Origin of the sequence: Pseudomonas sp. SWI44 (assembly GCF_002947915.1) — a bacterium.
Taxonomy (GTDB): Bacteria; Pseudomonadota; Gammaproteobacteria; order Pseudomonadales; family Pseudomonadaceae; genus Aquipseudomonas; species Aquipseudomonas taiwanensis.
On record NZ_CP026674.1, the window covers coordinates 5,394,819 to 5,420,386 of the forward strand.

A 25,568-nucleotide genomic window follows, 5' to 3' on the forward strand; every position below is an offset into this window, starting at 1 on the left:
TGCCTGGGCTTGCCCAGTCCACGACTGCCCCTCTCAACGCATGTGCAATGAGCGCTGACAGTTAATTTGGTGTTTCGGGAAGGAAATGGTTACGGGACGTATGGGATTATTTCCCGCGTCGTATACGGCTTCCACCTGTCAAGGAAATGCGCTCAATGCAATCGCCGACATTACCGCCCTCCATGCTCAATGCCTTGCGCCGGGTGATGTACCCGCTGGTGCGGTTGATGCTGCGCAAGGGGGTCACCTATACGGTGTTCGCCGACCTGCTCAAGCAGGTGTTCGTCGATGTTGCCCATCGGGAGTTTCGACTGGACGAAAAGGCGCCTAGCGATAGCCGCATCAGTCTGTTGACGGGGGTGCATCGCAAGGACGTCAGGCGCCTACGCGGCGAGAGTGAAGCGTCGCAAGCGCTGCCGGAAAACATCACGCTTGGTGCGCAACTGGTCAATCTCTGGACCAACAGCCCGCCGTTCTGCGCCAATGTCGGGCAGGCGCTGCCGTTGCCGCGGCTGGCCAGCGTCGGAGGGGCGTGTTCGTTCGATGCTCTGGTGGCGAAGGTCAGCACCGACATCCGTGCCCGGGTGGTGCTCGATGAGTGGTTGCGACTGGGCATCGTCCGATTGGACGAGCAAGACCGTGTGCACCTGGAAGCCGAGGCATTCGTGCCGCAGAAGGGGTTCGACGAAAAAGCCGCGTACTTTGGTCATAACCTGCATGACCACGCCAGCGCGGCGGTGCACAACTTGAGCGGCCAGGGTCTGCCCTTTTTCGAGCGAAGTGTGCACTACGATGCCCTTAGCCTGGCCAGCGTGGAAAGTCTGCGTGAGTTGGTGGCCAAGGACGGCATGCAAACACTGCTAGGCTTCAGTCGGATGGCCGCCGACCTTGAAAGCGCCGACTCGCCCAGTCCTGAACAACGTCAGCGCATCACCATCGGGCTTTATTTCTACACTGAGCCTACCCAACCCGATTCGCACAAGACGCCTGACACATGAATGCCTTCTCGCGCTGCCTCAGTGTCGTCATGCTGGCCTTGGGTCTGGGGCTGGCGACCTGTGCCGGCGTGCAAGCCGCCCCCGTGTGTGTTAGCCGTGACGAAGTGGGCATGGCGGGCGCTGCGGGCCTGCAGTCTCCGGGGGGCATGGGTGGTACTGGTGTACGGAGCGCAAGCGGTGGTGTAGGCGGCACGGGTGCACCTGCGCAGCAGCGTCCAGGTGGCACGGGCGGTACCGGGGCAGTGGCAGACGGCGTGGACGGCATCCTGTTCGATCGCGATAACGGTGGTGTTGGCGGAACGGGGGCTCCGGTGCTGCGCCCTGGAGGAACCGGTGGCACAGGCATCGTCGGCACCATAACCGGGTTTGCGTCGATTTGCGTCAATGGCCTTGAAGTTCACTTTGGCAAAGACGTGCCAGTCAGCGAGAACGGCATGCCCGCCAGTAGTGCCCACCTTGCCATCGGCCAGGTCGTTGCCATAGAAGCCTTCGTCACCCAGCGTGGTCTGAATGCTGGGCGCATCTCGATTCTCAATGTCTACGAAGGCCCGTTGACCGCGCTGCCCAATGCTGCTGGGCCACTGCGGGTAATGGGCCAGCCAGTGCGGCTGGCCGCAGGGGCGAGGGTGGCAGAGGGGTTACGCCCTGGCGAGCCGGTCAAAGTCAGCGGCCTGCGCGATGCCAATGGCGCAGTGGTGGCCAGCCGTATCGAGCGTGCGCCGGGCCTGAAGGCGTCCAGCGCGATTGGCACGATAGACCGTGCTGGCTCCCTCCAGGGGCTGAAGCTCGGGACCCGCATGGCGCCCGCGCAGGAAGTGCTGGTGCGGGGACAATGGACCGGGCGCCAGCTGGAAGTCGTACAGAGCCGACCCGACCCAAGCCTGCCGTTCGCCGGTCGGGTGCAGACGGCTGTGATCGAGGGGCTTGTGCAGCGTCGGCAGAACCAACGACTGGTCGTTGGCGGCATTCAGGTGACCTTGGGGCGTGACACGGTGATCGTAGGCGAGCAGGCGCAGACCCTGGCAGTGGATCAGCGCGTTCGGGTCAGTGGGGTGTTCACTGGCCATCGTGAGCTACGGGCAGCACGTGTCGAAAGCCCTGGCGAACGCCTCGACCATTCGGGCAAGGGGAATCGGGAGCGCAGCACCGACCAGAACTCGAACAGTACGACAGGCTCGCGCAACAGTGGGCATGGCGGGGGCGATACCCGCGCTTTCAACGACGACCACAGCGGGAAAAGCGTACGAGTCGAGGTCGGGGCAGATGACCACGGAGCGACCGAGTCGGTTGACCACGCTGGATCAGAGCGGGTCGAGGCGGCGCAAAAGCAGGAGAGCCACGGCAACAGTGGACGGCCCGAAAGGGTAGAGAGGGCCGGGGCAGTAGAGAAGGCCGAGAAAGTGGAGAAGATCGAGAAAGGCGAGAAGGTCGAAAAGCCCGATAAGGTCGAGAAAGTCGAAAAGGTCGAGAAAGTCGAAAAGGTAGAAAAGATCGACAAGGTGGACAAAGTCGAAAAAGTAGAGCGGGTTGAAAAGATTGAGAAAGTCGAGAAGGTAGAAAAAATCGAAAAAGTGGAGAAGGTCGAGAAAGTAGAAAAAACCGAGAAGGTCGAGCGCCCCGAACGTTCCGGGCATTAGAGGTAAGCAGTTCGGCATGGAACAACTAGGCTGGGAGAAACGGATCACACGTTCCAACGGGAAGTTGAGGTGCGGATGAGACCCATGCTCCCTCTGTTCACCAGCTTGCTGGCGAGCATCAGCGCATCGGCGATGGCTGACACGTTCACCCTGGCCTCAGGCCTGGACTATTCCAGTGGCGACTACGGCACCGGCACCACATCGGAGATCTGGTACGTCCCTGTGGTGGCGAAATACGAGACCGGCCCGATGACGTACAAGGTCACTGTACCCTGGTTACGCATCACCAACCCTGAGGTGGGCCCCGATGGCGACCCGCTGCCCGGCGGTTGCAGGGATGTGGAAAGCGGTCTGGGCGACACGGTCACCAGCGCGGCTTACGCCTTGCTTGACGGCAGTGCAGGTGGCGTCTTGCTCGACCTGATCGGCAAGGTCAAATTCCCTACTGCCGATGAAGACCAGTGCCTGGGTACCGGTGAGTACGACTACACCGGTCAGGTCGACATCGCCAAGGCATTTGGCCCGGTGACCGGCTTCGCCACTCTGGGCTGGAAGAAGTACGGCGACCCGCCAGGCAGCGATTTCGATGACCCGGTATTCGCCAGCCTGGGGTTCGCCCTGCCAGTGGCGAGGGGTACCACGGCAGGTGCTTCCTATGACTGGCGGCAGAAAGTCGTGTCCACTGGGTCGCAAATCAAGGAACTCACCCTGTTCGTCACCCATAAGCTGAGCGCGCAATGGAAGGTTCAGTTGTACGCGGTCAAAGGTTTCTCCGACGCCAGTCCCGATGCGGAAGGCGGCCTGATGCTATTTCATGCGTTCTGATGATGTGCCCCTGGCGCCAGCAGTGCCAGCGGTTCATTCGTAGGCGGTCGCCCCGGCAATGTGCCTCCCAGCCACATAGCCGAAAGTCAGTGCCGGACCCAGGTTGATTCCGCCAGAGGGGTACCAACCGCCAAACACACTGGCCATGTCGGTACCGACAGCGTACAAGCCGGCTATCGGCTGGCCCGCTTCGTCCAGCACTCGTGCATGGCCGTCGGTGCGAAGGCCGGCGAAGGTGCCGAAGCAACCGGGTTGAACCTTAACGGCGTAGAACGGGCCCTGCTCGATGGGCGCCACGCAGGGGTTAGGGCCTTTGTGCAGAGGGTCGCCTTGCTTTCGGTTGAATGGCGTGGAGCCGCGTCCGAATGCGGGGTCCTGGCCGGTTCGTGCATGGCGGTTGAAATCGACGACGGTGTTGATCAATCCAGCAGCGTCGATACCACAGGCAAGCGCCAACTGTTCCAGTGTCGCGCCGCGCTTGAGGTAGCCGCTGCGAAGGTGGGGCCATACCGGTAGCGGTGCCGGACGCGCGTGACCAAGGCCATAGCGGCGCAGGAAGCGGTGATCGCAGATCAGCCATGAGCAGACTTCTTTTCCTGGTGGTACCGCATCGACCATGGCCGAAACGTAGTCGTAGTAGCCGTGCGCTTCGTTGACGAAACGCTCGCCGCTGGCCAGCACGCCAATGATCCCTGGCTTGCCACGCTCGATGATGTGCGGAAAGTGGCCCATGCTGCCGTCACGGTGCGGCACCTTCGACACCGGCGCCCAGGCCACCGGTGACTTCAGGTCGGTCGCGACCACGCCGCCCGCCGACTCGCCCAAGCGCAGCCCATCACCCGAACAGGAGAGCGGGGGCAGGGCAAGGTTGTCTTGGCCAGTGGCGTCGCGCGGGAACAGTTGCTGACGCCGTTTGGTGTCATTGGGAAAGCCTCCGGCGGCCAGCACCACTGCCTTGGCCCGAATGCGCATCTCACCCTGGGGCGTCGTGACGACTGCCCCTTTCACCTGGCCATCTTCCATTAGCAAGTGCCTGGCCGGTGCGGACTCCAGCAGACGCACACCCAGGTCCTGCGCCGATTTCGCCAGCCGCGCCACCAGCGCCACGCCATTGACCAGGTGCATGGCACGTCCGTATCGGGCAAGGTGGTAGAGGTGACGGCCAAAGCGCTTGCACACGTGAAGGAAGGCCCGCGGTGAGCGGGTCATGTTGAGGAACGCGCCAAGGTCGGTACCGGCCATGATCGGCATGCCCATGAATGAGGTTTCGCGCAGGGTCTTGCGCAGGCGCGGCAGCAGGGCGCCGACTTCGCGGGCATCGTATGGCGCCGCGATCACTTGGTGGCCGCCGGTGGCCGCCCCAGGGGTATCGCCGTGCATGTCCGGGATACCATTGCCGTCGGCGAACTGCAGCGCGGTGTGCTTCTCGAAAAACGCCACCATGTGCGGGCAGGCTTCGAGGAAAGCATCGACACGCTCGGCGTCGAAGTGCTCGCCAAGTTCATTGCGCAAGTAGGTGCGTGGCTGTTCGATGCTTTCCTCGATACCCGCACGCTGGGCCAATGGGTTGCGCGGCACCCAAGCCCAGCCGCCGGACCAGGCCGTGGCACCGCCGAACACCGGCTCCTTCTCGACCAAGATGACGCTCTGCCCGTGCCAGGCGGCCGTGACGGCAGCAGCCAGCCCGGCTGCGCCGGAGCCGATGACCAGAACGTCACAGTCGGCTTGGAAGGTATCGGTGGGCATCGGGGGGTCTCCTGCATTATTATTGGAACTTGGTTCCACAATGTTCTTGGCAGGCCGGGCGTGATGCAAGCGATTCGCGCAGGCTAGAGGCAATTAGTGGTCGATAACCGGACACTTGGCTGTCAAGACGTCTGTGGATGCGGCATTTTCTTCTAGAATTCGCCCAATTTTTAAGGGATCTCGTAGTCATGGCTGGTAGTCAGATCGAACGCGCCTTCAGTCTTGTTGAATGCCTTACCGGCGAACCGCACGGGTTGGCATTGCAAACCCTGGCCGAGCGCCTGGACATCCCCAAAAGTGCCACCCACCGCATGCTCGCCGAGCTGGTTCGCCTGGGCTACGTGCGTCAGAATCGCGACAACAGCCGCTACCAACTGTCAGCCAAGCTGGTGGCGCTGGGCTTTCGCTACCTTTCCAACAGCGGCGCCGACATCATTCAGCCGATTCTCGACCGTCTGGCCCAGGACAGCGGCGAACTGGTTCGCCTCGGTGTAATCGACGGCAGCCGCCAGACATGGATCGCCAAGTCCCAGGGGGCTCGGTCCGGGCTGCGCTACGACCCCGACATGGGCCGGGATGCGCCGCTGTTCTACACCGCCTCCGGGCATGCCTGGCTGGCCAGCTTGAGCGATGAAGCGGCGCTGCAGATGGTCTTGCGTCAAGGCATTGCCGACCCTGCGCAGTTCGGCCCGAATGCACCGCGTTCCACGGAGGAACTGCTCGGTTACCTGCACCGCGCCCGCGAACGTGGTTACGCCTGGGTCGAGGAAACCTCCGCGGTCGGCACCTCGGCGCTGGCTGCCGTGGTGCGTCGTCCGCAAAGTGATGAGGTCATCGGCGTACTGAGCATCGCCGGCCCCAGCGCTCGTATGGCCCAGGCGCGCTTGCCAGACTTGGCGCCACAGTTGCTGGCGGCGGTGGAGGAGCTGTCGGCGGCCAGTCAGGCCAGCGAATTGTTCGCGTCGTAAAGGTATCCGGGCATTTTGCGGTCGATTACCGCACAGTCTGTGTCGAGGGCGCTTCTGGTATCTGGAACTTGGTTCTAAATTATTGTTGGTTGATTCTGGAACCTGGTTCTGGAATTGCCATGACAATAATGACAAGAGGACAGACTGTTGAACGCACCCCTTCGTATCGCACTCATCGGTGCCGGGATCATGGGCCGCCAGCATTACCAGCACCTGCGCAATGTTCCTCAAGCGCAGTTGTGCGCGGTGGCCGACCCAGGCCCGCAGGCCGAGGCTTTCGCCACCGAGTGTGGCGTGGCTTGGTTCGCTGATCACCGCCAGATGCTGGAGCAGACCAAGCCTGAAGCGGTGATCATCGCCAACCCGAACAACCAGCATGTCGCTACGGCCCTGGCTTGTGTCGAGGCCGGGGTGCCGGTACTGGTAGAAAAGCCAGTGGGCGTACACCTGGACGAGGTCCGCGCACTGGTAGCGGCGTCGCAACGCCATGGTGTACCGGTCCTGGTCGGCCATCACCGGCGGCATAACCCCTTGATCGCCCGTGCCCGCCAAGTGATTCAGGACGGGCGACTGGGCCGGCTGATCAACGTCACCGCGCTGTGGCAGTTGCAGAAGCCCGACAGCTACTTCGAGACGCCTTGGCGCCGAGAGCCGGGCGCAGGTTTTCTGCTGACCAACCTGATTCACGACCTTGACCTGTTGCGCTACCTCTGTGGCGAGGTGGTCCAGGTGCAGGCGTTCACCCGCAATGACGTGCGGGGCTTCGCCAACGAGGACAGCGCTGCTGTGCTGTTGCAGTTCGCCAACGGCGCACTGGGCAGCCTGACCGGATCCGACGCGGTGGCCGCGCCCTGGAGCTGGGAGCTGGGCTCCGGCGAAAGCCCAGTCTACCCACGCCAGGCCGACCAGCCTTGCTACTTGCTGGCCGGGACCGAAGGTGCGCTGAGCATTCCGCAGCTCAAGCGTTGGCACTACGCCGAGACGGGTTCGGGCTGGCACACACCGCTGCTGCAAAGCGAAGAAGCCATTCCCCCTGGTGAGGCGTTGACCTTGCAGTTGCAGCACTTCATCCGCGTTGCCCGTGGTCAGGAAGCACCACTGATCGATGCCGCCGATGGTGGCCGCACCCTGGCGCTGATCGAAGCCATCCGCCAGGCAGCCGAAAGCGGTCGAGCCTGCGCTCCAGCCCCCATCTGACGTCTACACCTCGCCGCTGGGATTGCCACTGTGGCAGGTCAGCGGCGAGACCTTTCTTTTTCATGCTTTTGGTGAAACACATGACCGATCGAATCTTTTCCCTTGCCGCCCTGACGGTGCTTGAACTTCCCCCACCGCAGATGGTGGAAGTCGCCGCTCGCGCCGGTTACAGCCACGTGGGCCTGCGTCTGGTGCCCGCTACCAGGGAAGAGCGACATTTCCCGCTGGTGGCGGATACCGAGCTGCGCCGACAAACGCAAGCGCGACTGCGTGATACGGGCATCAAGGTGCTGGACCTGGAAATCCTGCGGTTGCAACCGCAGACCTGTGTCGCCGATTTCGAGCCTATCCTGGCGGTGGGGGCTGAGTTGGGGGGGAGCGAGCTGCTGGTGGCGGGGAACGACCCTGACCATGGGCGATTGACCGAACGCTTTGCCGCGTTGTGCGATCTGGCGGTGAGCTATGGCATTCGCCCGCACCTTGAATTCATGCCCTGGACTGACGTGCGCAACCTGAGCCAGGCGGTGGACATCGTTGCAGCGGCTGACCGAGTCAACGGCTGCGTACTGGTTGACGCCTTCCATTTCAACCGTTCCGGATCTTCCCTCCAGGCGCTCGCGAGTCTGGCGCCCGAGCGCATGCATTATGCGCAGCTTTGCGACGTTGCCGGGCCGGTGCCGGACGATATGGACGAGATCCTGCGCCAGGCCCGCAACGAGCGGCGCTTCCCCGGTGAGGGCGACGCTGACCTGGTCGGCTTGCTACGTACCTTGCCGGCCACGGTGCCGCTGAGCCTGGAAATTCCGACACGGCACTTGATGGAGCAGGGCGTGAGTGCCGAGCAACGGGCGCGGATGGCCTTGGAAAAAGCACGCGGGGTATTGGCGCAAGTCTGATCGTTGCCTGTAGGAGCCGGTAAGCCGGCTCCTACGGCTTGGCCAAAAAAGAGGCCCCGAAGGGCCCCGTAGAGGAAAGGGATTCGCGCTTAGGCCGATTCGATCGTGCGCGGTGCCATGAAGTACATCCAGACCAGCGCAATGAAGTACATCGCCGGGATCATGGTGAACAACACCGCGTAGTTGTTGTGGGTGGCAGTCAGGACGCTGCCGACGATCTGGGTCATGAACATGCCGCCGATCGCTGCGCACATGCTGCCGAAGCCGAACACGGTGCTCACCAGGTGCTTGGGCGTGTAGTCCATCACCAGGCTCCAGATGTTCGCCGTCCAGGCCTGGTGGGCACCCACCGCCACGGCAATGGCCAGGACCGCGATCCACAGACCGCTGGCATTGGCGGCGAAGACGACGCTGATGATGGTGCAGGCGAAGACCAGCATCGAAATCAATCGGGCGCGGGTGGCGCGCACTCCACGGCCTATCAGCCAGGATGAAAGGATGCCGCCGCCAATACTGCCGAAGTCCGCAGTCAGCCAGATCAGCATTAGCGGGATGCCCATCTGGGTCACGCTGATGCCCAGGGAATATTGCTGGTTGAGAAACGGTGGCAGCCAGTACAGGTAGAACCAGAACACCGGTGCTGTGATCGAGTACGCTACGGCAAAGGCCCAGGTACCACGCAAGCGCAGGATACGGCTGATCGGCAGGCGTGGCACGTCAGGCTCTGCGTCCTGCTGGATGTATTCCAGCTCGCTCTGGCGCAGGCGTGGATGATCTTCAGGATTGAAGTATTTGAGGCCCCAGAACACTACCCAGACCAGGCCCAGGCAACCCATGGCGATGAATGCAGCCTGCCAGCCCCACACGGCCAGAACCAACGGCAGCAGGGCCGGGGTGACCATGGCGCCAACGTTGGTGCCGGCGTTGAACAGCCCTGTGGCGATGGCACGTTCGCCTGCGGGGAACCACAGGCGCGTGGTTTTCACGCAGGCCGGGTAGTTGGCCGCCTCGGTCAGGCCGAGAATGAACCGGCACACCATGAAGCCGGCTGCCGAAGTGGCCAGTCCGTGGGCGCCGGTGGCCAGGCTCCAGAGCAGCACCGCGCAGAAGAACGCACGCTTGACGCCAATGTTGTCGATCAGCCTGCCTTGCAGCAAAAAACCGATGGCGTAGCCAACCTGGAACCAGAAGTTGATGTTGGCGTAATCCATCGCCGTCCAGCCCATTTCCTTGGACAAGACCGGCTGCATGATGCCGAGCGCCGCTCGGTCTATGTAGTTCAGGGTGGTGGCGAAGAACACCAGAGCAAGCATGCCCCAGCGGGTTTTGCCGACGGCGAAGGCGCCGCGAAGCTTGTCGCCGATGGAGCCGTGGCCAGGCCGTGGCAAGGCGGTGTCGAACTTGGATTGGGTCATGTCGAGGCTATTTCTTGAAATTGTAATGACTGCGGTACGTCTCGGTCGTGGCTGTTTCCCAGGCAGGGGGCACACGCAAGGCCAGGCAATGGTGAGTAGTGAATGGAGAGGCGTCAATTCATGGGAGGGGCTATTGTTCGGTAACCGAACAATAGCGAGAGGTTGCCTGAGTCTGGCTCAGCGCCAGGCCGGCCAGGTAGCCGAACGTCATGCCCGGACCAAGGGTGATGCCACCGCTTGGATAATGCCCGCCCATTATGCTCTGCATGTCATTGCCGACCGCGAACAAGCCGGGGATCGCTCGTCCATGGCTGTCCACTACCCGCGCACAGGCGTCCGTACGCAGCCCTGCAAAGGTCCCAAGGCTGCCCGGCAACAGCCTGACGGCGTGGAACGGTCCTTGCCGCAACGGTCGCAGTGATGGGTTGGGCGATTGCAGTGGGTCGCCTTGCGCCCGGTTGTAGACGGTGGCGCCGCGCTGAAACTCAGGGTCCTCGCCTTGGGCTGCGTGATGATTGAAAGCGTCCACTGTCGTTTTCAGTTGACGGGCATCGATCCCGCAGTGCTCGGCCAACGCGTCCAGCGTCTGGCCGCTGAACAAATAGCCGCGCCGCTCGTAGAAGCCTGTGGGGAAGGGGAAGGGCTTGGCCCAGCCGATGCCATATCGACGTTGGGCGGGGTGATCGCAGATCAGCCAGGCTTCATGGGGCTCACCTTCAGGCGTTGCGGCGAACAGTGCATTCATGAAGTCGTGGTAGTTGTCGGCCTCGTTGACGAAGCGCCGGCCGTCGCGGCGTACCACGATGAAGCCAGGCTTGGCGCGGTCGATCAGGTGAGGAAAATGCCCCAGGCTGCCATCCCCTCGCGGCACCAGGGAGACCGGGGCCCACGCGCCGGCATGGGCCAGCGTAGGGCTGACCTGGCCGCCGACCTGTTCGCCCAGGCGCAGGCCGTCGCCGCTGTTTTCCCTTGGCGCGGCGCTATGATGAGCATTACCGTCGGGTGCATGGCCGACCAACTGAGCGATGCGCTGGCGGTCATGGGGAAAACCACCGCAAGCCAGTATCACGCCACGCCGGGCCCGCACCCGTTGGCCGTTGGCGAACCGTGCCCCGGTGATTCGGTCGTCGTCGCCCAGCAAGCCTGTCGCGGCAAGGTCGGTGAGCAAACACACGTCAAGGTCCAGAGCGCTGCGCAGCAGGCGCGCTACCAGGGCATTGCCGTTGACCAGTTGCAGGCCGCGTCGATGCAACAGAAGGTCGCGTCCATGGCGCAGGAGGCGCTTGCTGACGTGCATGGCGGCTTTTGCCGAGCTTGTGGCATTGAAGAACGCGGCCATGTCCGCGCCACCGGCGATGCCCATGCCTGCCAGGCTGACGATGTCCAGTGGTGGCCGCAGCTTGTGTATCCATGGCCCGAGTTGGCGTCCATCGAACGGTAGCGCACACAGTGACCGTCCGCCCCGTGCGCTGCCTTCCCCTTCGTGCATGTCGGGCATTGTCGAGCCGCAGAAGAACTGCACGGCGGTATGTTGCTGGAAGAACGCCACCATGTCCGGACCATGGCGCAAGAAGGCGCGCTGGCGGGAGTCCAGTTCGGTTACCTGGGTTTGTGCGCGCAAGTACCGTTCAGGCCCGTCGTCGGCCTCGATGAAACCCTCTGCGACGGCCAGGGGGTTACGGGGTATCCACAACCAGCCACCCGACCAGGCGCTGGTGCCGCCCAGTTGGCTGGCCTTTTCCGCGACGATCACGTTCAAGCCGTGATGCGCGGCAGTGACTGCGGCGGTGAGGCCAGAGGCACCTGAGCCGATGACAAGGACATCGCATTCCAGAGTGGGCAGGGTTGACATCGAGGGATTCCAGTCAGGTTGTCAATTGCCAAGGCCCATCACCTCGGCACCTTCGGTGCTTTGCGGCCCCTTCCTGGAGGGGAGAGGCCCGGTGAGCGGATCTAACTCCCTCACTGCAACGGCGAGAAGCCCGTTGGCCGCAGCACACGCGATTGCAGCTTGAGCACCGCACCTAACTCGCGGTTGCGCCGCGAGAATTCCGCCCAGCGTGGGTCGGCGGCCATTGCTTTGCGTCGCTGCATCCGCTCGTCAAGGCTGGTGTAGCCCCACAGGTGCACCACCTGGTTGGCCTCGCCGAACTCGGTGGTGAAAAAGCCGATCAGCTTGCCCAGGTGTTCGGTTTGCACCTCCAGCGCATGGCTTTGGTACAGGGCCAGCCAGTCAGCGAGTTTCAGTGGGTCGAGGGTGTAGGTTCTCAGTTCGTAGTACATGGGTTTTTCTCCGCGTGAGTGGCCGGCGCCCGCAGGCGTTCGGCGATATGGCTGGCAGCGATCCAGCCGAAGGTGAGGGCGGGGCCAAGGGTGATGCCTGGGCCTGGGTAGGTGCCCTCCATGATCGAGTTCATGTCGTTGCCAACGGCGTACAGGCCGGTGATCGGCGCGCCGGCTTCGCTCAGTACGTTGGCGTTGGCGTCGGTCGCCAGGCCGCGTGCCGAGCCGAGGTCGCCGGTGTGGATTCGGATCGCATAGAACGGCGCCTTGGCCAAGGGCGCCAGGCACGGGTTGGGTTGGTGCTGTGGGTCGCCCATGTAGCGGTTGTAGCTGTTGGCTCCCTTCCCGAATGCACGGTCGATGCCGATACGAGCATCGGCGTTGAAGTGCTCAAGTGTTTGCGCAAGTGTTTGCGGGTCGATGCCGATGGCTTGGGCGAGGGCATGCGGGGTGTCGGCCCGATGCAGGTAGCCGGCCTCGATCAGCGCGTTGTTGTCTACCGGCCTTGGTCGCGCCAGCCCGAGGCCATAGCGGTTCATGGCATCAGCATCGCAGATCAACCAGCAGCTGCTGATGCCCTGGGCGAACATGGTCTGCACAAAATGATGATAGGAGTTGGACTCGTTGACGAAACGCCGACCGGTCGGATCGACCGCAATCACACCCGGTTTGGCGCGGTCGGTGACCAGGTGCGGGAAGCGTTCGCGCTCGCCATTGGAATGGCGCAGCTCGGACACCGGAGCCCAGAAGAAGTTGGCGGCCAGGTCCTCGCCCTTGGCTGCCTGCACGGCTTCGCCCAGGCGCAGGGCGGCCCCGTCATTGGTGGGAGGAGACATGGTCAGGTGCGGTGCGCTTGCGTCGGGCCGGTTAGCGGCGGCTAGCGCGCCTGCTGCGAAACCGCCCATGGCGCAGACAACGCCGCCGTGGGCGAGAACCCGTTCGCGACGGCCCTCGCGCAGTACCACCACACCACGGACCACCCCCTGCTCGACGATCAGCGCCTGCGCCTCGCTGCGCAGCCACAATTGAGCACCGTCGGCCAAAGCGCTGCCAGCCAGCCGGGCGATCAGCGCGTTGCCGGTCGTCAGCCGGGTGCCACGGTGGTGGCGCAGCCGATCCACCCCGTAGCGAGCCATCAGCTTTATGCAGTGCCAGAGCGATGCAGCCGAGCGGCGCATGCTCAGGAAGTGCTGGATGTCCACGCGGTTGACCATCATCCCGCCGAACAGCAGCATGCCGGGCGGGGGCATCTTCAGGTCCTTGAAGCGCGGGCCGAGGTGGCGCCCGTCGTACTCGACCATTTCCAGTGCGCGTCCGAACTCGGTGGCGCCGGGTGCATCCGGGTAGTAGTCCGGTGAGTGCGGGCGCAGGCTGTACCGCAGCTCGGTGTTGGCCTCCAGCCAACGCAACGCTTGGTGGCCGCGTTCGACGAAGGCGTCCACGAGCTCAGATTTATAACCGGCGCCGATGATCGCCTTGAGGTAAGTGCGGATGGCTTCGGGCGAGTCCTCGGCGCCGGCGGCGTTCGCTTGATCACTGCCATGGATCCACACCGCGCCACCGGAAATGGCTGAGGTGCCGCCAAAGGTGTCGGCCTTTTCCACGATCAATACCTTCAGGCCAAGGCGGGCAGCGGTGGCGGCGGTGGCGAATCCCCCGGCACCGCTGCCAAGGACGACCAGGTCAAACACTTGTTGCGATTGTTCGATAGCGGACATGGCCTCAGATCTCCAGCGGCGTGACGCCCATGAAGGCGCCGAGGTGGCCAAGCTGTGCGAATGCCATCTGCGCTCCGGTCTGGATCGCGCAGCCGCGCTGGCGCGCAAGAGCCAGCAACGGGGTGATTTCCGGGGAGGTGACGACGTCGGCCACCAGGGTCCGGGGTTGCAGGGTTTCCAGCAGACTCGCCGGCAGCGGTAGCTCGCCGGTATCGCCCATGCCGACGGGTGAGGCGTTGACTAGCAGGTCGAAGCGCTCCAGCGATTCGTAGTGCGTGGCGACCTCAAGGTTGGCGAAGGTATTGCCGAGCAGTTCGCAAAGTGCGGCGGCGCGCGGAGTGCTGGGGTCGCTGAGGGTCACCTGGGCGACGCCTGCCTCACCCAATGCATAGGCAATGGCGCTGCCGACCCCGCCGCAACCGATCACCAGCACACGTTTGCCGGCTGGTTGGAATCCATGCTTGCGCGCAGCACCGAGAAAGCCTGCGCCGTCGACGTTGTCACCCAGCAGGCGGCCATCGGGTTCACGGCGAATCACGTTGACCGAACCCAGCGCGGTGGCACGATCGCTGAGTCCATCCAGATGCGCGGCCAACACCTGTTTGTAGGGAACGGTGACCACGCAACCGCGCAGGTTGCGCCAGCCCTTGAGGCTACCGACGAATGCTTGAAGCGATGCTTCCTGCATATCGATGGGCAGCATCGCCAGGTTACGGTTGTTGTTGGCGAACCAGGTGTTGAAGTTGTCGGGCGATTTCACCTGGGCGATGGGTGAACCGACGATGGCGACCAGTTCTGTCGAACCCCGAATCATGCTGACCTCCGTTTTTGGCGTTGTTGTGGAGGCAAGCGTGGCGCGCGGCGTGGGGGTACGGCAATGCGCTTAGCGATCCATTAGTGCGATAATCGCAGTCATGTATCGGTATTCGCATTGAATTGGTGTATGAGTGGGTGAACACCCTTAGGAGCGGGCTTGCCGGCGATTGGCCCTAGAGCCGCCCGACAACCGTCCAGCCCACCCCACGAGCCGAACACATGGACAAACACGAAACTCATCCCCGCGACCTCATCGCCGGTCTGCAGAAAGGCTTGGCATTGATGCAACTGTTCAGCGCCGACCAGCCACGCTTGAGCGTGCCACACGCGGCCAGGCTCTCAGGGCTGACGCCCAGTGCCACTCGACGTTTTCTGTTGACGTTGGTGCACGAAGGCTTTGCCGACACCGACAACCGCCATTACTGGCTGACACCCAAGGTGCTGCGTATTGGCCAGGCCTATGTGGATTCGGCGCAGTTGCCGCGCATGTTGAGGCCTATCGTCGAGCAGGTCGCGCGCCAGACCCAGGAGCATGTGTCGGTGGGCACCCGCGACGGTGACGAAATCATCCACCTGGTGCGCAGCCGGTATAGCCACGTCGCCTCGCTGTCGATTCGCCCCGGCTCGCGGGTACCGATGTACTGCACCGCTGGCGGGCGGATCTGGCTGGCGTCGCTGGATGCAACGGCGCGGGACGACTACTTCTCGCGAAACCCGCTTCGCCCGCTCACGCCCTACACGCAAACTGACAGGGCGCGCCTGGAGGCGGTGCTGCAGCAGGTGAGAGCGCAGGGTTTTTGTATCGTCGATCAGGAGTACGAAATCGGTATGCGCGTGCTTGGCGTGCCGCTGGTGGATCGTGCTGGGCAACTGAAGGCGACACTGACCATCACTACCCATGCGTCGCGGCTGAGCGTCGATGAGATTCGCCTGCGCTACCTGCCTGCGTTGTACGAGGCGCAGGCCCTGTTGAAGCCGGTGCTGGACTGACGGTCAGTGACGGATCAGGTAGGCGCCTTGCGGAATACGCCCTTTGAGCTTCTTGCACTTGACCGGCGCGGGCTGGTGCCCCGGCGGAACACCTGGGAACCAGATTCGGCACTTGCCCGGGGGTGGCCGGTGACCCTGGGGTATGTCCATGTCCTCGGCCTGTGTTACCGGGTTGCTCAAGCGCTGTGGTGCCGCAGGCTGCGGTGGCGGCGTGAAGGGATCGGTGGGCGTTAGGTTCACCGCTTGAGCGGAGGCAGGGGGCTGGTCGGCCGCTGGCAGTGCGCCGTAAACCTGGCCATTGCGAGCCGCCTGGATCAACTGGAAATTGCGGTTGCGCAGCGCGTTGTTGCTGCCGACCCGCATATTCGAGCGCACGGCGAGGGTTTCGGCCTGTTGGTACTGGCCTTGTTGCAGGCGCAGCACGCCAAGGTAATGCAAGGTTGCAGGGTTGTTCGGCTGAATCTGCAGTGCTCGTTCCAGTGTTGCCGCCGCTTGGTCCAGATGGCCGGCGGCGTACTGCTGCGAGGCGCTTTCGATCAGCATGGTGGAGGCATTGTTGCTATGGGCTGGCATCGAGCGGTCGCCTGCGAACGCGCCACAGGCTGCGACGGCGCTGAACAACAGGAGAACGGCCGGCAGCATGCGTTGGCTGGGCATCGGGTACTGACTCGACAGTGCCTGGTCTGGCGGAAAGGAACATGGCCCTTGCCCGTGGATGCAAGGGATGCTATCGACCCAGTCCGTGCAATGAAGTTCCCAGGCTGCGCAACCTTTGAGGGTTGGCGATGGCATCCGACTCACCTTTTTCGAGATCGGATCAATCAACGCCTGCTCAGGGCCAGACGCACCGCGAAAATCACGAACAGTAGCCCGGTAGCGCGGTCGAGCGCAGCGATGACCTTTTCGCGGCGCAACACCCCCGCCAGCGAATGCGTCGCGCTGACCAGTACCATCGCCCAGAGCAGGCCGAGTGCCACGTGGATGCCGACCAGAATGAAGGTCCAGGCTATCAGCGGCTGGCCGTGGGGGATGAATTGCGGCAGGAACGAGACGTAGAAAATACCGACCTTAGGGTTCAGCAGGTTACCCATCATGCCCTTGAGGAACCAGTTGGACTGCGTCCGCGGCTGCGTTGCGATCGGCGCCAGTGAATGCCGTGGCCGCATCAGCATGTTCACCCCAAGCCAGGCCAGGTACGCCGCGCCGCAATACTTCAGAATGCTGTAGGCGAGTTCGGACACGGCCAATAGCGCGCCCAGGCCGAACGCAACCGCCGCGCCCCATAGCAAGCAACCGACGTTGATGCCCAGCGCCGCACGCAGCCCTTGCCGACGGCCCTCGACGGTTGCTGTCCTGAGGATGAGCGCAGTGTCCAGGCCTGGTGTCACGGTCAGCAGCGTGGCGGCGAGGGTGAAGGCAATCAGGTTGTCTGCAATGGACATTAGCTTCGGCGCCTGCGGGAGGAGGTGAGCGCAGGTTAGCATGGGCGTGCTCGGGGTGGTCATTGCGCGGCGGCAAGTCGTGGTATGGCGAGGGGCATGCAGCGGTCTTGAGATCGAGCGCCGCCCGCGCGGCGCATCGCGAGCAAGGCTCGCTCCTACGTCTGTTTCGGGCCAGTAACGCCAGTGACAGACGCGCGCGAACGCCTGGTGTGTACGACTCGATAGTGCGCCATGCGCCAAAGCGTTCGCGCGCAAATCCCACAGGCGTAATTGGCCCGAGACAGATGTAGGAGCGAGCCTTGCTCGCGATGCGCCGCGCGGGCGGCGCTCGATCTCAAACGCGCTGCACTTCTCACCACTTACGACGCATCCACAACACCCTCCGGCTGAGCCACCATGCGATTACTGACGCTACGCCCCAGCACCAGCACCGTCGCCACACCGCAACCCACCAGCGCCGTGGCCAGGCTCAGCAGCACCGAACTGCCCAGTTGGTCGACGATCCGCCCACCGAAGAACGAGCCCAGCGCGATGATCACCTGGAACATGGCCACGAACAAAGGCATGCCGCGCTCGACGTCCTTGGGCGCCACGACAAACATCCAGATGCTGGCGCAGGCCGGGAACGCACCAAAGGCGAAGCCCCAGAGGGCGATGAGCATCGCGGCGCCGGTCATGCCGGTGGCGAAGTAAGGGAACAGCGCAGTGCTGGTACCGATCATCAGCGCAACCAGCAACAGGGTGTGACGCACGCTTCGGTTGGCGGCGAAACCGGCGAAGATGTTGCCCAGCACCCCGGCCACGCCATAAAGCAGAAGCAGCGAGCCAATGGTAGGTCCATCGAAGCCAGCCCTTTGTTTGAAGAAAGGCGCGACATAGGTGTATGCGGCAAAGTGCGCAAGGCCAATCAACAATACTGCGATCAATCCGACCCGAGCCTGTGGATTGATGAACAAGGCCGGCAGGTCGCTGATGCGAATGGCCTTGTCCGGCGCCAGTCGCGGAAGCAGCAACACCTGCGCCAGAAGTACCGGCACGCCCACCAGCGCGGTTATCAGGAAGGTCATGCGCCAGCCCATCAGGCCGCTGAGCCAGGTACCAACCGGAACACCCAGGACGGTCGCCAAGGTGACACCGACCATGATGATCGAAGTGGCCTGCGCTACGCCCACCCCCTTGGGCGCGAGGCGTCCGCTAAGGGCGATGGCTGTCGCCCAGAAACCGCCGATGCTGATACCCAGGAGTACGCGGCCGAACAGCAGCAGGCTGAAGTCGCTCGCATAAGCCACCACCGCGTTGGCGATGATCATGATCAGCGTCAGGCCGATCAGTAGATAGCGCCGGTCAAGGGCGCCGATGCCCACGGACAGCAAAGGCGCGGCGAGGGCAGCCATGATGCCGGGCAGGGTGACCATCAGGCCGGCCTGGCCAGCACTGATGCCCAGGTCGCTGGCGACATCGTTGAGAACGCCCACCGGCAGAAACTCGCTGGTGACCAGGGAGAAGGCACCGACGGCGACCGAGAGAATTGCAAGCCACTGCTGCTTGACGCTGTATTGGGTGTGTTCGGGGACGTGCGCGGACGGGTTGGGTGTCGGCATGGTATTAAATTCCAGGAACGGACGTCGCCTGTAGCAGGCGAGAGGAGCGGGGAGAAACAGAGGGGCGATTATAGGGGGCGGTTTTGCCGACCCGACAGGCGGGTGTCTCGATAGTAATCATCAACGCATTCGATGGATCCGCAGCATGTAGGAGCCGGCTTGCCGGCGATCACCGGCCCCTGCAGGTTCGTTCACCAGGCTCAACTCAGTTGAGCAATCAACACTGCATTGCTGTAGATAAGGCTGCCATCACTGGCACGATGGCCAACGAGATGAAACTGCCCGCGTTGCTCTTCACTCAAGTAGACACGCAGACGGCAGTCAGCCAGGGGGCCGCACCCTGGCGGCAATACAAGGTTCATGCTCGCCAGGTCGACATCGACCATGGTTTCGGTTTCATGGCTCTGTTGCAGGTATTCTTCGGCCTGCTCCAATCGCCTGTGGTTAGCGCCTTGGATGTCGAAGTGTATTTCGCCCAGTGGCGTGGACTTCTGCGTGGGATCGCGTTTGCACCAGCCTTCGATCGTCAGGGTACTCATGGCCAATCCTCGTGCTGTAACCGATTTTGGTCACCTTCGAGGATGTTGACCGCGACGCCGGATCAGTCGTTCCTGTTCCCTGGGGTCGCGGTCTTGGCGGTATCAGCGACGATAGTAGCGGTGATCGTCGTCGTAGCGGTGGTGCATCGCCCGATCATGGTGGCGCTCCCAGTAGCGGCGGCGCTCTGCTTCGCGGCGGGCTTGCTCCCTGCGCCATTGGTCGCGACGCCACTGTTCCCGGCGCCAGTCATCGCGGCGGTAATGGTCACGGTGATCGTGGTAGTAACGGTCGTCGTGGGCCAGCAGCGTCCCTGATCGCTGATCGGCCAGGCTGGCCAGGCTCGGCCAGGGGTTACCACCACCCTGGGTGGGCGCCTGAAGGACCTCGACCTGGGACGTGGCAACAGGGGGCGTGGTCTTCATGGTTGTTGCAGATGCCGAGCCCACTGCCGCGAAGGCGAACAGGCCAAACAGCACCATCCGTGGGACGTGGAATTTCATGATCGAAGACAACCTCTGATGTTGGGACGTGTAGGCATTTGGCGGCTGGCAACCTTCCAGTTGGGCCATTCACATAGACCGACAAATAAAGAAAAGTTCTAAGTGCACAGCGCACAAATAGCCAACGACTCCGGCGCTTGGCACACTCCACGCTCAAACTGATGGCAATGGCCGCCGTCGGTCTTCAGGAGCGTTTCATGCAGCAGGTCTTGCTTATTGTCGATGTGCAGTCGACGTTCAACCCCCCGGAATGGCTGGTCGACCGGTTGCGAGCGTTTTCGGCGAAGATCTTCACCATTGCCATGGTGGTGACTCACGACGAGCAGGTCACACCGTTTCAACGCCAGCTTGGCTGGCACCCTGCGGCGCAGGACGAGCATCTGGTCGAAGCCGACACCGTGTTCGTCAAGCATGGTTACGGGCTACCGGTCGAAACCGTCGAATACATCAGGCAACTGGGCGTCGAACGGGTGCTGGTGTGTGGCATGCAGACCGAAACCTGCGTGCTCGCGGCCGGCTTTGCGTTGTTCGACGCAGGGTTGACGCCGACCTTGGTCACCGACCTCACCGTCGGCTCGTCCCTGGACCGGTCAGGGCAACTGGGCATCGAATTGTGGAAGCATCATTTCGGCCAGGTCACCACGCGGGCGGAGGTGGATGCCTTGCTGGACTGACTTGATAGGTTGGCGGGGCGGAAACGTTGGCCGCAGGGGGCCAACACGGCATGGATGCTGGGAGAACGACGATCCAACAAAGATTGATAGACATGCTTTGATGGGGGCGTGTCGAACTTTCCTACAGTGCGGATCGAATTTGCCTGGCATCTAGTCAGGTAACCCCACTCATACCCTTTGGCCTTCTCGGATTTCCCGGGGTAATCCCCCGGCTAGGAAGGCCTGCCAAATGCCCCAAGGTTCCCCCGGATCCGCGCTGTCCGAGCGCGAGGTCCAGATCGCCATCGCCCCGCTGGAAACCCTGCTGCGCGAAGACCTCGGTGCCGCTGCCGCCGCCGTCGACCAGTGGCTGCAGGACATCAGCTGCGGTCTGCTCGACCTGCAATCGGTGCGTTATCACCTCGAAGCTTCGGTGCCGGTTGTGGCCAACGCCTTCGCCCTGGTGGATGCGCTGCTCGATATCGCCGAGCTGGTACGAAATCCCAGCAACGATCCGCTGCAATGGGTCAGCCTGGGCATCAACCTGATTGGCGTGGTGCCGGTTCCGCTCGGCCTGGCGCGGGCGCGCATGGTGCTGCGGCCGGTGCTGCACCTGACCCGGCAGAAGCTGCGGCGCAACCCCCGGGCCAACTTGGGCGCGGTGTTCCTGGAAATCCTCGAAGGCCACCTGCACGCCAACCTTCGCGGTGAGCTGGAGCACTACGTCGACGGCGCCCTGGAGCAATTGCCTGCCATGCTCGAAGCCGCCGGCCAGACCGCCAGCCAACTGTTCGGTGGGCTGGCCGGGCTGCTCAAGGACGCCGCTAGCGGCAACCTCGACGCCGAGGTCAATCATGCCCGGGCCCGCCAGCAACTGGCCCAGGTGGCGCTGTACGACTCCCTGTTCGAAGTCGACGCCTGGACCCTGGCCGCCGCGGCCCTCGCCAATGCTGGAGAAGGCCTGCTCAAGAGCGCCTACAACGGCGTTGCGCGACAGTTCGACGAAGCCTTGCCGAAACTGTTGCAGCCCCTGATCGATACCCTTGAGCGCCTGGCCGCCCGTGTTCCGCGCTTCCTCGACACGCTGGGCCAGGCCGAGCGCGAACAGAGCATCGCCTGGTTGCTGCAACGCCTGCTGCAGACCGTGCGCGCCCACCCGCCCCAGCGAGGGATGGCGGCGGCGGTCAAGGCCGACACCACCCGGCAGGCCCGTCACGTGCTCAGCGAGGGGCACAACGAGTCGCTGTCCCGGCAGGCCCCGGTGCGCCAGGCGCCCAATCCCCGCAAGAACGGCCCATGCCCGTGCACGGCGCACAGCATTGGCTATGCACTGGGTAACGAGCTGCTGTCGCACACCGACTTCAGCCTGTCCGGCCCGTTCCCGGTCACGGGGAGAGGTGCGGGAGGAGCGTTCGGAGTGGGCCAAGCAGCATGGGTTGGGTAACCCGATCCGCTTCCAAGGGCAGTATCACGATCACGAGACTGGGCTGCATTACAATCGACATCGGTATTATGATACTCGGGGTGCTCGATTCATTTGTAAAGACCCCATTAGCTATGCCGGGGGCTAGATCAATATGTATATGCTCCAAACCCTATAAGTTGGATTGACCCACTAGGACTAGCAAAAGAATGTTGCTGTGGTGAACCATATGTAAATCCTGATGCACGTTGGCGACAAATTATGGAGGAGCCTAGTACACCGAGTTCAATGCGAGGGTGGCTAAAGAACCAAGACAGTCGTGTTCGCGCCGGGAAGCAATCGAGCATCAAGGCTCCACCTGGATACGAACTGGCACACAGCCCCCGATTCGAGAATGATTTAGGTTATGACTATTCGCATGCTGATCCAATGCTTGCTGCTGACCATCGTGGAATTCAACACCGGTACTGGCGAAAGCGTGGAGGTTGCTGGTCCGCACGAATGCCAAAGTCAGGATACCCTGGAACCGGAAAACTGAGCCTGCCAAAACGTGGCGTGCTGCCTTAGGAGTTAGAATATGTCTAAAGTTCGAGTTATTGGAACAACTATTGCAGCCATAAAAGCAGCTGAGCTAGAGCTGCAAAGAACGCTACCTGAGTCATTTGTAAACTGGCTGTTGTCTAACAATGGACGGTCGCTTGGGGGGGTGAATATCTTTCCAGTATATGATGATAGGGATCCACGCAAGACTTGGGAGTCGATTGTCAGAGTTTATAATGGGGCGTGGACTGAATGGCTTGATGTTTTTTCTGATGAGGTTAGGGATTTTTCAGGACTGTTACCATTTGCAGAGTTTGGGACTGGTGATTTTTATTGCTTTGACTACAGTGAGTTAGGCTTAAATAATGAGCCAGTGGTAGGCGTTTGGGACCATGAAACCGGAGAGTTCACTAAAGTTTCAGACGGGTTCGATAGCTTCATAGATTCAGCCAGTCGCCAAGTGTAAATGTTTGGGCCTACAACGCCTTCGGCCAGTTGATCGAGTTCGCCGATGCACTAGGCAACAAAACCGCCTACGAGTACAAGGCCGGTCAGTTGGCCAAGGTCTCCCACCCTGACAAGACCGAAGAGCGTCTCGACTACGACGCCGAAGGTCGCTTGCTGGCTCACTCCGATGGCCTTGATCGTTGCACCACCTGGTCCTACACCGCGGTCGGCCTGCTGGCCGAACGTGTCGACGCCAACGAGCACACCCTGCGCTACCGCTGGGACAAGCTCGGACGCCTGATCGGCCTGGAGAACGAAAACGAAAGCAAGGCGACGTTCTTCTACGATCCAGTAGGTCGTTTGCTCCAGGAAACCGGATTCGATGGTCTGGTGACCCGCTACCAATACGACCCGTATTCCGGTCGCCTGGCCTCCACCCAGGTCGGCCAACGCCGCATCGACCTGCGCTTCGACCGCATGAACAGGCTGGTCGAACGCACCGCACGCCTGGGCGATCAGAGCCAGACCGAAACCTTCGCCTACGACGGCAACGGCAAGCTGATCCAGGCCATCAACGCCGTCAGCAAACTGCAGTGGTTCCATGACGCAGCCGGCAACCTGACCCGCGAGCACCAGCACTACCTGATGACGGGTGCGCCGATGGTTGCGGTCTGGCAGCACACCTACGACGCCCTCAACCAGCGCATCTCGACCCTCCGCCCGGACGGCCACAAAGTCAGCTGGCTCACCTACGGCAGCGGCCACCTGCTGGGCATGACCCTCGACCAGCACGAAATGCTCGCCTACGAGCGCGACGACCTGCACCGCGAAGTGGTTCGGCACCAGGGCAACCAGCTGATGCAGACCCAAGCCTGGGACCCGGTCGGGCGTTTGCAGGAGCAGTGGCTCGGCAGCCACGACAGCCAATCCACGCTGCTCAAGCGCCAGTACCGCTACGACGCCGCCGGCCAGCTCACCAACATCCACGACACCCGACGCGGCCTGGAGTACCAGTACGACCCCGTCGGCCGCTTGCTCAAAGCCACCAGCCGCCTGGGCATCGAAACCTTCGCCTTCGACCCCGCCGGCAACCTGTTGGACCAGAAGACCCAGGAGCTGAACCGCCCGCTGGAAGCCGACCCACGTCGCAACAAGTTGATGGACAACCTGCTGCGTGAATATGCCGGCACCCACTACAAGTACGACGAACGCGGCAACCTGGTGCACCGCTTACAAAACGGCGCGCACGCCCACTTCACCTGGGACCTGTTCGACCGGTTGGCCAGCTACAGCGACGACAAGCTCAAGGTCGACTTCGCCTACGACGCCCTGGGTCGACGTCTGTACAAGAACGCGGTCGCACATTACTGGGATAGGCCGGAAGCGGGTACCGGCTGGAACCAGATGCAGCGGGCCAAGCGCCAACGTGAACTGGGTTGCGGATTCACCCTGTTCGGCTGGGACGGCGACACCCTGGCCTGGGAAAGCTCACCGCCAAGGGACGATGGCGATACCGGGCGTACCGTGCATTATCTGTATGAACCGGGCAGTTTCGTGCCGGTGGCCCAGGCCCTGCGCAAGCGCCCGATCGTGCTCCACAGGCAGCCGGATTGGCGTCAGCGGGAGTACGACTTCGATCAGGATCCGTTGTGGCAGACGAAGATGCCACCGCAGGCGTTCGATGCGATTGCCTGGTACCACTGCGATCATCTCGGCACGCCAATGGAACTCACCGACGAGCAGGGTAATATTGCGTGGGCAGGGCAGTACAAGGCTTGGGGCGAAGTCCGAGAGGCACGATCGGAGTTGGCCAAGCGGCATGGCTTGAGCAACCCGATTCGCTTCCAAGGACACTACCAAGATCACGAAACAAGTCTGCATTACAATAGATATAGATACTATGATCCAAAAACAGCCCGTTATGTGTCACAGGACCCAGTTCGCTTAGAGGGTGGGCTCAATTTCTTCAGCTACGTGACGAACCCTACCGGCTGGGTTGACCCATTAGGGTTGTGGGGTGAGGATCCTCGAAACAAATATCGATACAATGTAAACGGCAGCTTGAAGAGTGTGACTGCAAAGATCCGGCCCTCAGATATCGGGACTGGTTCGGCCACAAACGCCAGTTCGCGTGGACACGCGAGAGGAATGGGGTGTGCAGGTGATGATGCAGGTCATGCAATTAGTAAATTACTCGGCGGTAGCGGCGGTAAAGATAACGTATTCCCTCAAGACCCCACTACTAATCGAGGTGCTTTCAGGATGTTTGAAGGCGACATCGCAGCTGCAGTTAAAAATGGAGATAATGTAATTGTTAGAGTGGTGCCTAACTACGATGCAGGAGGACCTAGGCCAACGTCTATCCTCTATCAGGCGCGAGTTAACGGTGTTACTCATAGTCAAGTATTCAATAATCCCTGTTCATGCGATTGTTAAGTAGAGGTTTTAGAAATGGATGCGCGTGAGTTTTTAGAGCAATTCTTAGAACAGATGCTTGCATGGGAGACAGAGTTTCATAAGCGTCGTCGTTCGGACGAGTACAAGTCGAACAACGATGAACGTCTAAAAGCTGACTTCGAGGCTAAGGCGAAACTGCGCGAAATATTCGATTCATGCCTTAGCCGGAAAGCAAATAAAAGTCTTGCTTCCAGTCGCTTGGATCTTCTAAATACAGGGCGGCCGCCAGAATTTGCTCAGGTCATAATCCCTGATTCCTGTACGGAGTCAGGGGGGGAATTGTTTATAGAAACAATTAACGCTAAGGCGCTAGCTCCGTTTCGGCGATACACAGTTATAGTCGAGGACGAAAATTTTAAAATAGATGCACTTCATGGGCGAGCTAATGAAGTGGCCAAGTGGAGCTCCCGAGAGTCAATCTAGAGGTTTTAGTTCTGGGCGGCATCAGCCTCGATTGATCTGGTGTCGCTCACTGA

23 protein-coding genes and 4 pseudogenes are annotated in these 25,568 nt (G+C 62.0%); 16 read left to right on the plus strand and 11 right to left on the minus strand.

Features of this window, described 5'->3' with window-relative positions; translation table 11 throughout:
* The first annotated feature begins 155 nt into the window (after positions 1–155).
* From C4Q26_RS25465 to C4Q26_RS25475, 3 genes are all read left to right on the plus strand, one after another.
* Entirely contained in the window at positions 156–998 is an 843-nt protein-coding gene (locus C4Q26_RS25465) for a DUF6502 family protein (RefSeq protein ID WP_027907373.1), read from the plus strand.
* Complete coding sequence (locus tag C4Q26_RS25470; protein WP_023380692.1) at positions 995–2,635, plus strand: DUF5666 domain-containing protein; 1,641 nt, start codon at positions 995–997, stop codon at positions 2,633–2,635. The genes C4Q26_RS25465 and C4Q26_RS25470 overlap by 4 nt, the downstream gene beginning before the upstream one ends.
* Positions 2,636–2,710: 75 nt before the next feature.
* Complete coding sequence (locus tag C4Q26_RS25475; protein ID WP_049818773.1) at positions 2,711–3,460, plus strand: hypothetical protein; 750 nt, start codon at positions 2,711–2,713, stop codon at positions 3,458–3,460.
* 33 nt (positions 3,461–3,493) lie between these two features.
* Here C4Q26_RS25475 and C4Q26_RS25480 read toward each other — a convergent pair whose 3' ends face one another.
* The gene (locus C4Q26_RS25480) at positions 3,494–5,206 is read right to left on the minus strand and encodes an FAD-dependent oxidoreductase (protein ID WP_027907376.1); all 1,713 of its coding nucleotides are present in this window, start codon (positions 5,204–5,206) and stop codon (positions 3,494–3,496) included.
* Between the two features lie 188 nt (positions 5,207–5,394).
* Between C4Q26_RS25480 and C4Q26_RS25485 the strand changes: the two genes are divergently transcribed.
* The 3 genes from C4Q26_RS25485 to C4Q26_RS25495 all read left to right on the plus strand — a co-directional run bounded on the left by C4Q26_RS25485 (position 5,395) and on the right by C4Q26_RS25495 (position 8,267).
* Positions 5,395–6,174: an IclR family transcriptional regulator gene (locus C4Q26_RS25485; RefSeq protein ID WP_023380688.1), complete on the plus strand. Its 780-nt coding sequence runs from the start codon at positions 5,395–5,397 to the stop codon at positions 6,172–6,174.
* A 147-nt stretch (positions 6,175–6,321) separates the two neighbouring features.
* Positions 6,322–7,371, plus strand: a complete 1,050-nt coding sequence (locus tag C4Q26_RS25490; protein WP_104883867.1) for a Gfo/Idh/MocA family protein — start codon at positions 6,322–6,324, stop codon at positions 7,369–7,371.
* Between the two features lie 80 nt (positions 7,372–7,451).
* Complete coding sequence (locus tag C4Q26_RS25495) at positions 7,452–8,267, plus strand: sugar phosphate isomerase/epimerase (protein WP_104883868.1); 816 nt, start codon at positions 7,452–7,454, stop codon at positions 8,265–8,267.
* An 89-nt stretch (positions 8,268–8,356) separates the two neighbouring features.
* On the opposite strand, the gene C4Q26_RS25500 is transcribed toward C4Q26_RS25495, so the two are convergent.
* The 5 genes from C4Q26_RS25500 to C4Q26_RS25520 all read right to left on the minus strand — a co-directional run bounded on the left by C4Q26_RS25500 (position 8,357) and on the right by C4Q26_RS25520 (position 14,497).
* Positions 8,357–9,682 carry an MFS transporter gene (locus C4Q26_RS25500; protein ID WP_104883869.1) on the minus strand — a complete coding sequence of 442 codons (1,326 nt, stop codon included), beginning with the start codon at positions 9,680–9,682 and terminating at the stop codon, positions 8,357–8,359.
* A gap of 130 nt (positions 9,683–9,812) precedes the next feature.
* Complete coding sequence (locus C4Q26_RS25505) at positions 9,813–11,525, minus strand: FAD-dependent oxidoreductase (protein ID WP_104884075.1); 1,713 nt, start codon at positions 11,523–11,525, stop codon at positions 9,813–9,815.
* Positions 11,526–11,644: 119 nt separating this feature from the next.
* A complete protein-coding gene (locus C4Q26_RS25510; protein ID WP_104883870.1) occupies positions 11,645–11,965 on the minus strand; it encodes an NIPSNAP family protein in 321 nt (106 codons plus the stop codon).
* The gene (locus C4Q26_RS25515) at positions 11,950–13,683 is read right to left on the minus strand and encodes an FAD-dependent oxidoreductase (RefSeq protein WP_104883871.1); all 1,734 of its coding nucleotides are present in this window, start codon (positions 13,681–13,683) and stop codon (positions 11,950–11,952) included. The genes C4Q26_RS25510 and C4Q26_RS25515 overlap by 16 nt, the downstream gene beginning before the upstream one ends.
* Positions 13,684–13,687: 4 nt before the next feature.
* Entirely contained in the window at positions 13,688–14,497 is an 810-nt protein-coding gene (locus tag C4Q26_RS25520; RefSeq protein WP_104883872.1) for a shikimate dehydrogenase, read from the minus strand.
* 221 nt (positions 14,498–14,718) lie between these two features.
* On the opposite strand from C4Q26_RS25520, the gene C4Q26_RS25525 reads away from it, so the two are divergent.
* Positions 14,719–15,489, plus strand: a complete 771-nt coding sequence (locus C4Q26_RS25525; RefSeq protein WP_023380678.1) for an IclR family transcriptional regulator C-terminal domain-containing protein — start codon at positions 14,719–14,721, stop codon at positions 15,487–15,489.
* A 3-nt stretch (positions 15,490–15,492) separates the two neighbouring features.
* Here the strand turns inward: C4Q26_RS25525 and C4Q26_RS25530 are convergent, their stop codons facing one another.
* The 5 genes from C4Q26_RS25530 to C4Q26_RS25550 form a co-directional block, all read right to left on the minus strand.
* Positions 15,493–16,146, minus strand: a complete 654-nt coding sequence (locus C4Q26_RS25530) for a tetratricopeptide repeat protein (RefSeq protein ID WP_023380677.1) — start codon at positions 16,144–16,146, stop codon at positions 15,493–15,495.
* A gap of 164 nt (positions 16,147–16,310) precedes the next feature.
* The gene (locus C4Q26_RS25535; protein WP_104881731.1) at positions 16,311–16,931 is read right to left on the minus strand and encodes a LysE family translocator; all 621 of its coding nucleotides are present in this window, start codon (positions 16,929–16,931) and stop codon (positions 16,311–16,313) included.
* A 359-nt stretch (positions 16,932–17,290) separates the two neighbouring features.
* Entirely contained in the window at positions 17,291–18,532 is a 1,242-nt protein-coding gene (locus C4Q26_RS25540) for an MFS transporter (protein WP_104883873.1), read from the minus strand.
* A 200-nt stretch (positions 18,533–18,732) separates the two neighbouring features.
* Complete coding sequence (locus tag C4Q26_RS25545; protein WP_023380674.1) at positions 18,733–19,071, minus strand: hypothetical protein; 339 nt, start codon at positions 19,069–19,071, stop codon at positions 18,733–18,735.
* Between the two features lie 102 nt (positions 19,072–19,173).
* Positions 19,174–19,572, minus strand: a complete 399-nt coding sequence (locus C4Q26_RS25550) for a hypothetical protein (RefSeq protein ID WP_104883874.1) — start codon at positions 19,570–19,572, stop codon at positions 19,174–19,176.
* Positions 19,573–19,769: 197 nt separating this feature from the next.
* Here C4Q26_RS25550 and C4Q26_RS25555 point away from each other — a divergent pair, with 197 nt between their 5' ends.
* The 9 genes and pseudogenes from C4Q26_RS25555 (at position 19,770) to C4Q26_RS28980 (ending at position 25,515) form a co-directional block, all read left to right on the plus strand.
* On the plus strand, positions 19,770–20,246 hold the full coding sequence (locus C4Q26_RS25555) for an isochorismatase family protein (protein ID WP_023380672.1): 477 nt from the start codon (positions 19,770–19,772) through the stop codon (positions 20,244–20,246).
* Positions 20,247–20,475: 229 nt separating this feature from the next.
* Positions 20,476–21,669: a hypothetical protein gene (locus C4Q26_RS27975; RefSeq protein ID WP_158664920.1), complete on the plus strand. Its 1,194-nt coding sequence runs from the start codon at positions 20,476–20,478 to the stop codon at positions 21,667–21,669.
* Positions 21,617–21,855: pseudogene (locus C4Q26_RS28605) on the plus strand (RHS repeat-associated core domain-containing protein); the annotation flags it as partial. The gene C4Q26_RS27975 and the pseudogene C4Q26_RS28605, both read left to right, overlap by 53 nt.
* Before the next feature lie 81 nt (positions 21,856–21,936).
* Positions 21,937–22,053 (plus strand): annotated as a pseudogene (locus tag C4Q26_RS28970) (hypothetical protein); the annotation flags it as partial.
* A gap of 1 nt (position 22,054) precedes the next feature.
* A complete protein-coding gene (locus C4Q26_RS28510) occupies positions 22,055–22,186 on the plus strand; it encodes a hypothetical protein (protein WP_256583334.1) in 132 nt (43 codons plus the stop codon).
* Positions 22,187–22,225: 39 nt separating this feature from the next.
* Entirely contained in the window at positions 22,226–22,654 is a 429-nt protein-coding gene (locus C4Q26_RS25570; protein ID WP_104881734.1) for an SMI1/KNR4 family protein, read from the plus strand.
* Between the two features lie 5 nt (positions 22,655–22,659).
* Positions 22,660–24,652: pseudogene (locus C4Q26_RS25575) on the plus strand (RHS repeat-associated core domain-containing protein); the annotation flags it as partial.
* A gap of 107 nt (positions 24,653–24,759) precedes the next feature.
* A pseudogene (locus C4Q26_RS28975) lies at positions 24,760–25,071 on the plus strand (DNA/RNA non-specific endonuclease); the annotation flags it as partial.
* A 54-nt stretch (positions 25,072–25,125) separates the two neighbouring features.
* The gene (locus tag C4Q26_RS28980) at positions 25,126–25,515 is read left to right on the plus strand and encodes a hypothetical protein (RefSeq protein WP_371919612.1); all 390 of its coding nucleotides are present in this window, start codon (positions 25,126–25,128) and stop codon (positions 25,513–25,515) included.
* The last annotated feature ends 53 nt before the right edge of the window (positions 25,516–25,568 follow it).

Excerpts from the sequence above, each read along its gene's own strand:
- C4Q26_RS25515 (WP_104883871.1), bottom strand. The coding sequence starts at position 13,683 with ATGTCCGCTATCGAACAATCGCAACAAGTGTTTGACCTGGTCGTCCTT.
- C4Q26_RS28980 (WP_371919612.1), top strand. The coding sequence starts at position 25,126 with ATGCTTGCATGGGAGACAGAGTTTCATAAGCGTCGTCGTTCGGACGAG.
- C4Q26_RS25540 (WP_104883873.1), bottom strand. The coding sequence starts at position 18,532 with ATGCCGACACCCAACCCGTCCGCGCACGTCCCCGAACACACCCAATAC.
- C4Q26_RS25535 (WP_104881731.1), bottom strand. The coding sequence starts at position 16,931 with ATGTCCATTGCAGACAACCTGATTGCCTTCACCCTCGCCGCCACGCTG.
- C4Q26_RS25465 (WP_027907373.1), top strand. The coding sequence starts at position 156 with ATGCAATCGCCGACATTACCGCCCTCCATGCTCAATGCCTTGCGCCGG.
- C4Q26_RS28510 (WP_256583334.1), top strand. The coding sequence starts at position 22,055 with ATGACTATTCGCATGCTGATCCAATGCTTGCTGCTGACCATCGTGGAA.
- C4Q26_RS25525 (WP_023380678.1), top strand. The coding sequence starts at position 14,719 with ATGGACAAACACGAAACTCATCCCCGCGACCTCATCGCCGGTCTGCAG.
- C4Q26_RS27975 (WP_158664920.1), top strand. The coding sequence starts at position 20,476 with ATGCCCCAAGGTTCCCCCGGATCCGCGCTGTCCGAGCGCGAGGTCCAG.
- C4Q26_RS25485 (WP_023380688.1), top strand. The coding sequence starts at position 5,395 with ATGGCTGGTAGTCAGATCGAACGCGCCTTCAGTCTTGTTGAATGCCTT.
- C4Q26_RS25550 (WP_104883874.1), bottom strand. The coding sequence starts at position 19,572 with ATGAAATTCCACGTCCCACGGATGGTGCTGTTTGGCCTGTTCGCCTTC.
- C4Q26_RS25520 (WP_104883872.1), bottom strand. The coding sequence starts at position 14,497 with ATGATTCGGGGTTCGACAGAACTGGTCGCCATCGTCGGTTCACCCATC.
- C4Q26_RS25570 (WP_104881734.1), top strand. The coding sequence starts at position 22,226 with ATGTCTAAAGTTCGAGTTATTGGAACAACTATTGCAGCCATAAAAGCA.
- C4Q26_RS25555 (WP_023380672.1), top strand. The coding sequence starts at position 19,770 with ATGCAGCAGGTCTTGCTTATTGTCGATGTGCAGTCGACGTTCAACCCC.
- C4Q26_RS25480 (WP_027907376.1), bottom strand. The coding sequence starts at position 5,206 with ATGCCCACCGATACCTTCCAAGCCGACTGTGACGTTCTGGTCATCGGC.
- C4Q26_RS25530 (WP_023380677.1), bottom strand. The coding sequence starts at position 16,146 with ATGCCCAGCCAACGCATGCTGCCGGCCGTTCTCCTGTTGTTCAGCGCC.
- C4Q26_RS25510 (WP_104883870.1), bottom strand. The coding sequence starts at position 11,965 with ATGTACTACGAACTGAGAACCTACACCCTCGACCCACTGAAACTCGCT.
- C4Q26_RS25475 (WP_049818773.1), top strand. The coding sequence starts at position 2,711 with ATGAGACCCATGCTCCCTCTGTTCACCAGCTTGCTGGCGAGCATCAGC.
- C4Q26_RS25500 (WP_104883869.1), bottom strand. The coding sequence starts at position 9,682 with ATGACCCAATCCAAGTTCGACACCGCCTTGCCACGGCCTGGCCACGGC.
- C4Q26_RS25495 (WP_104883868.1), top strand. The coding sequence starts at position 7,452 with ATGACCGATCGAATCTTTTCCCTTGCCGCCCTGACGGTGCTTGAACTT.
- C4Q26_RS25470 (WP_023380692.1), top strand. The coding sequence starts at position 995 with ATGAATGCCTTCTCGCGCTGCCTCAGTGTCGTCATGCTGGCCTTGGGT.
- C4Q26_RS25545 (WP_023380674.1), bottom strand. The coding sequence starts at position 19,071 with ATGAGTACCCTGACGATCGAAGGCTGGTGCAAACGCGATCCCACGCAG.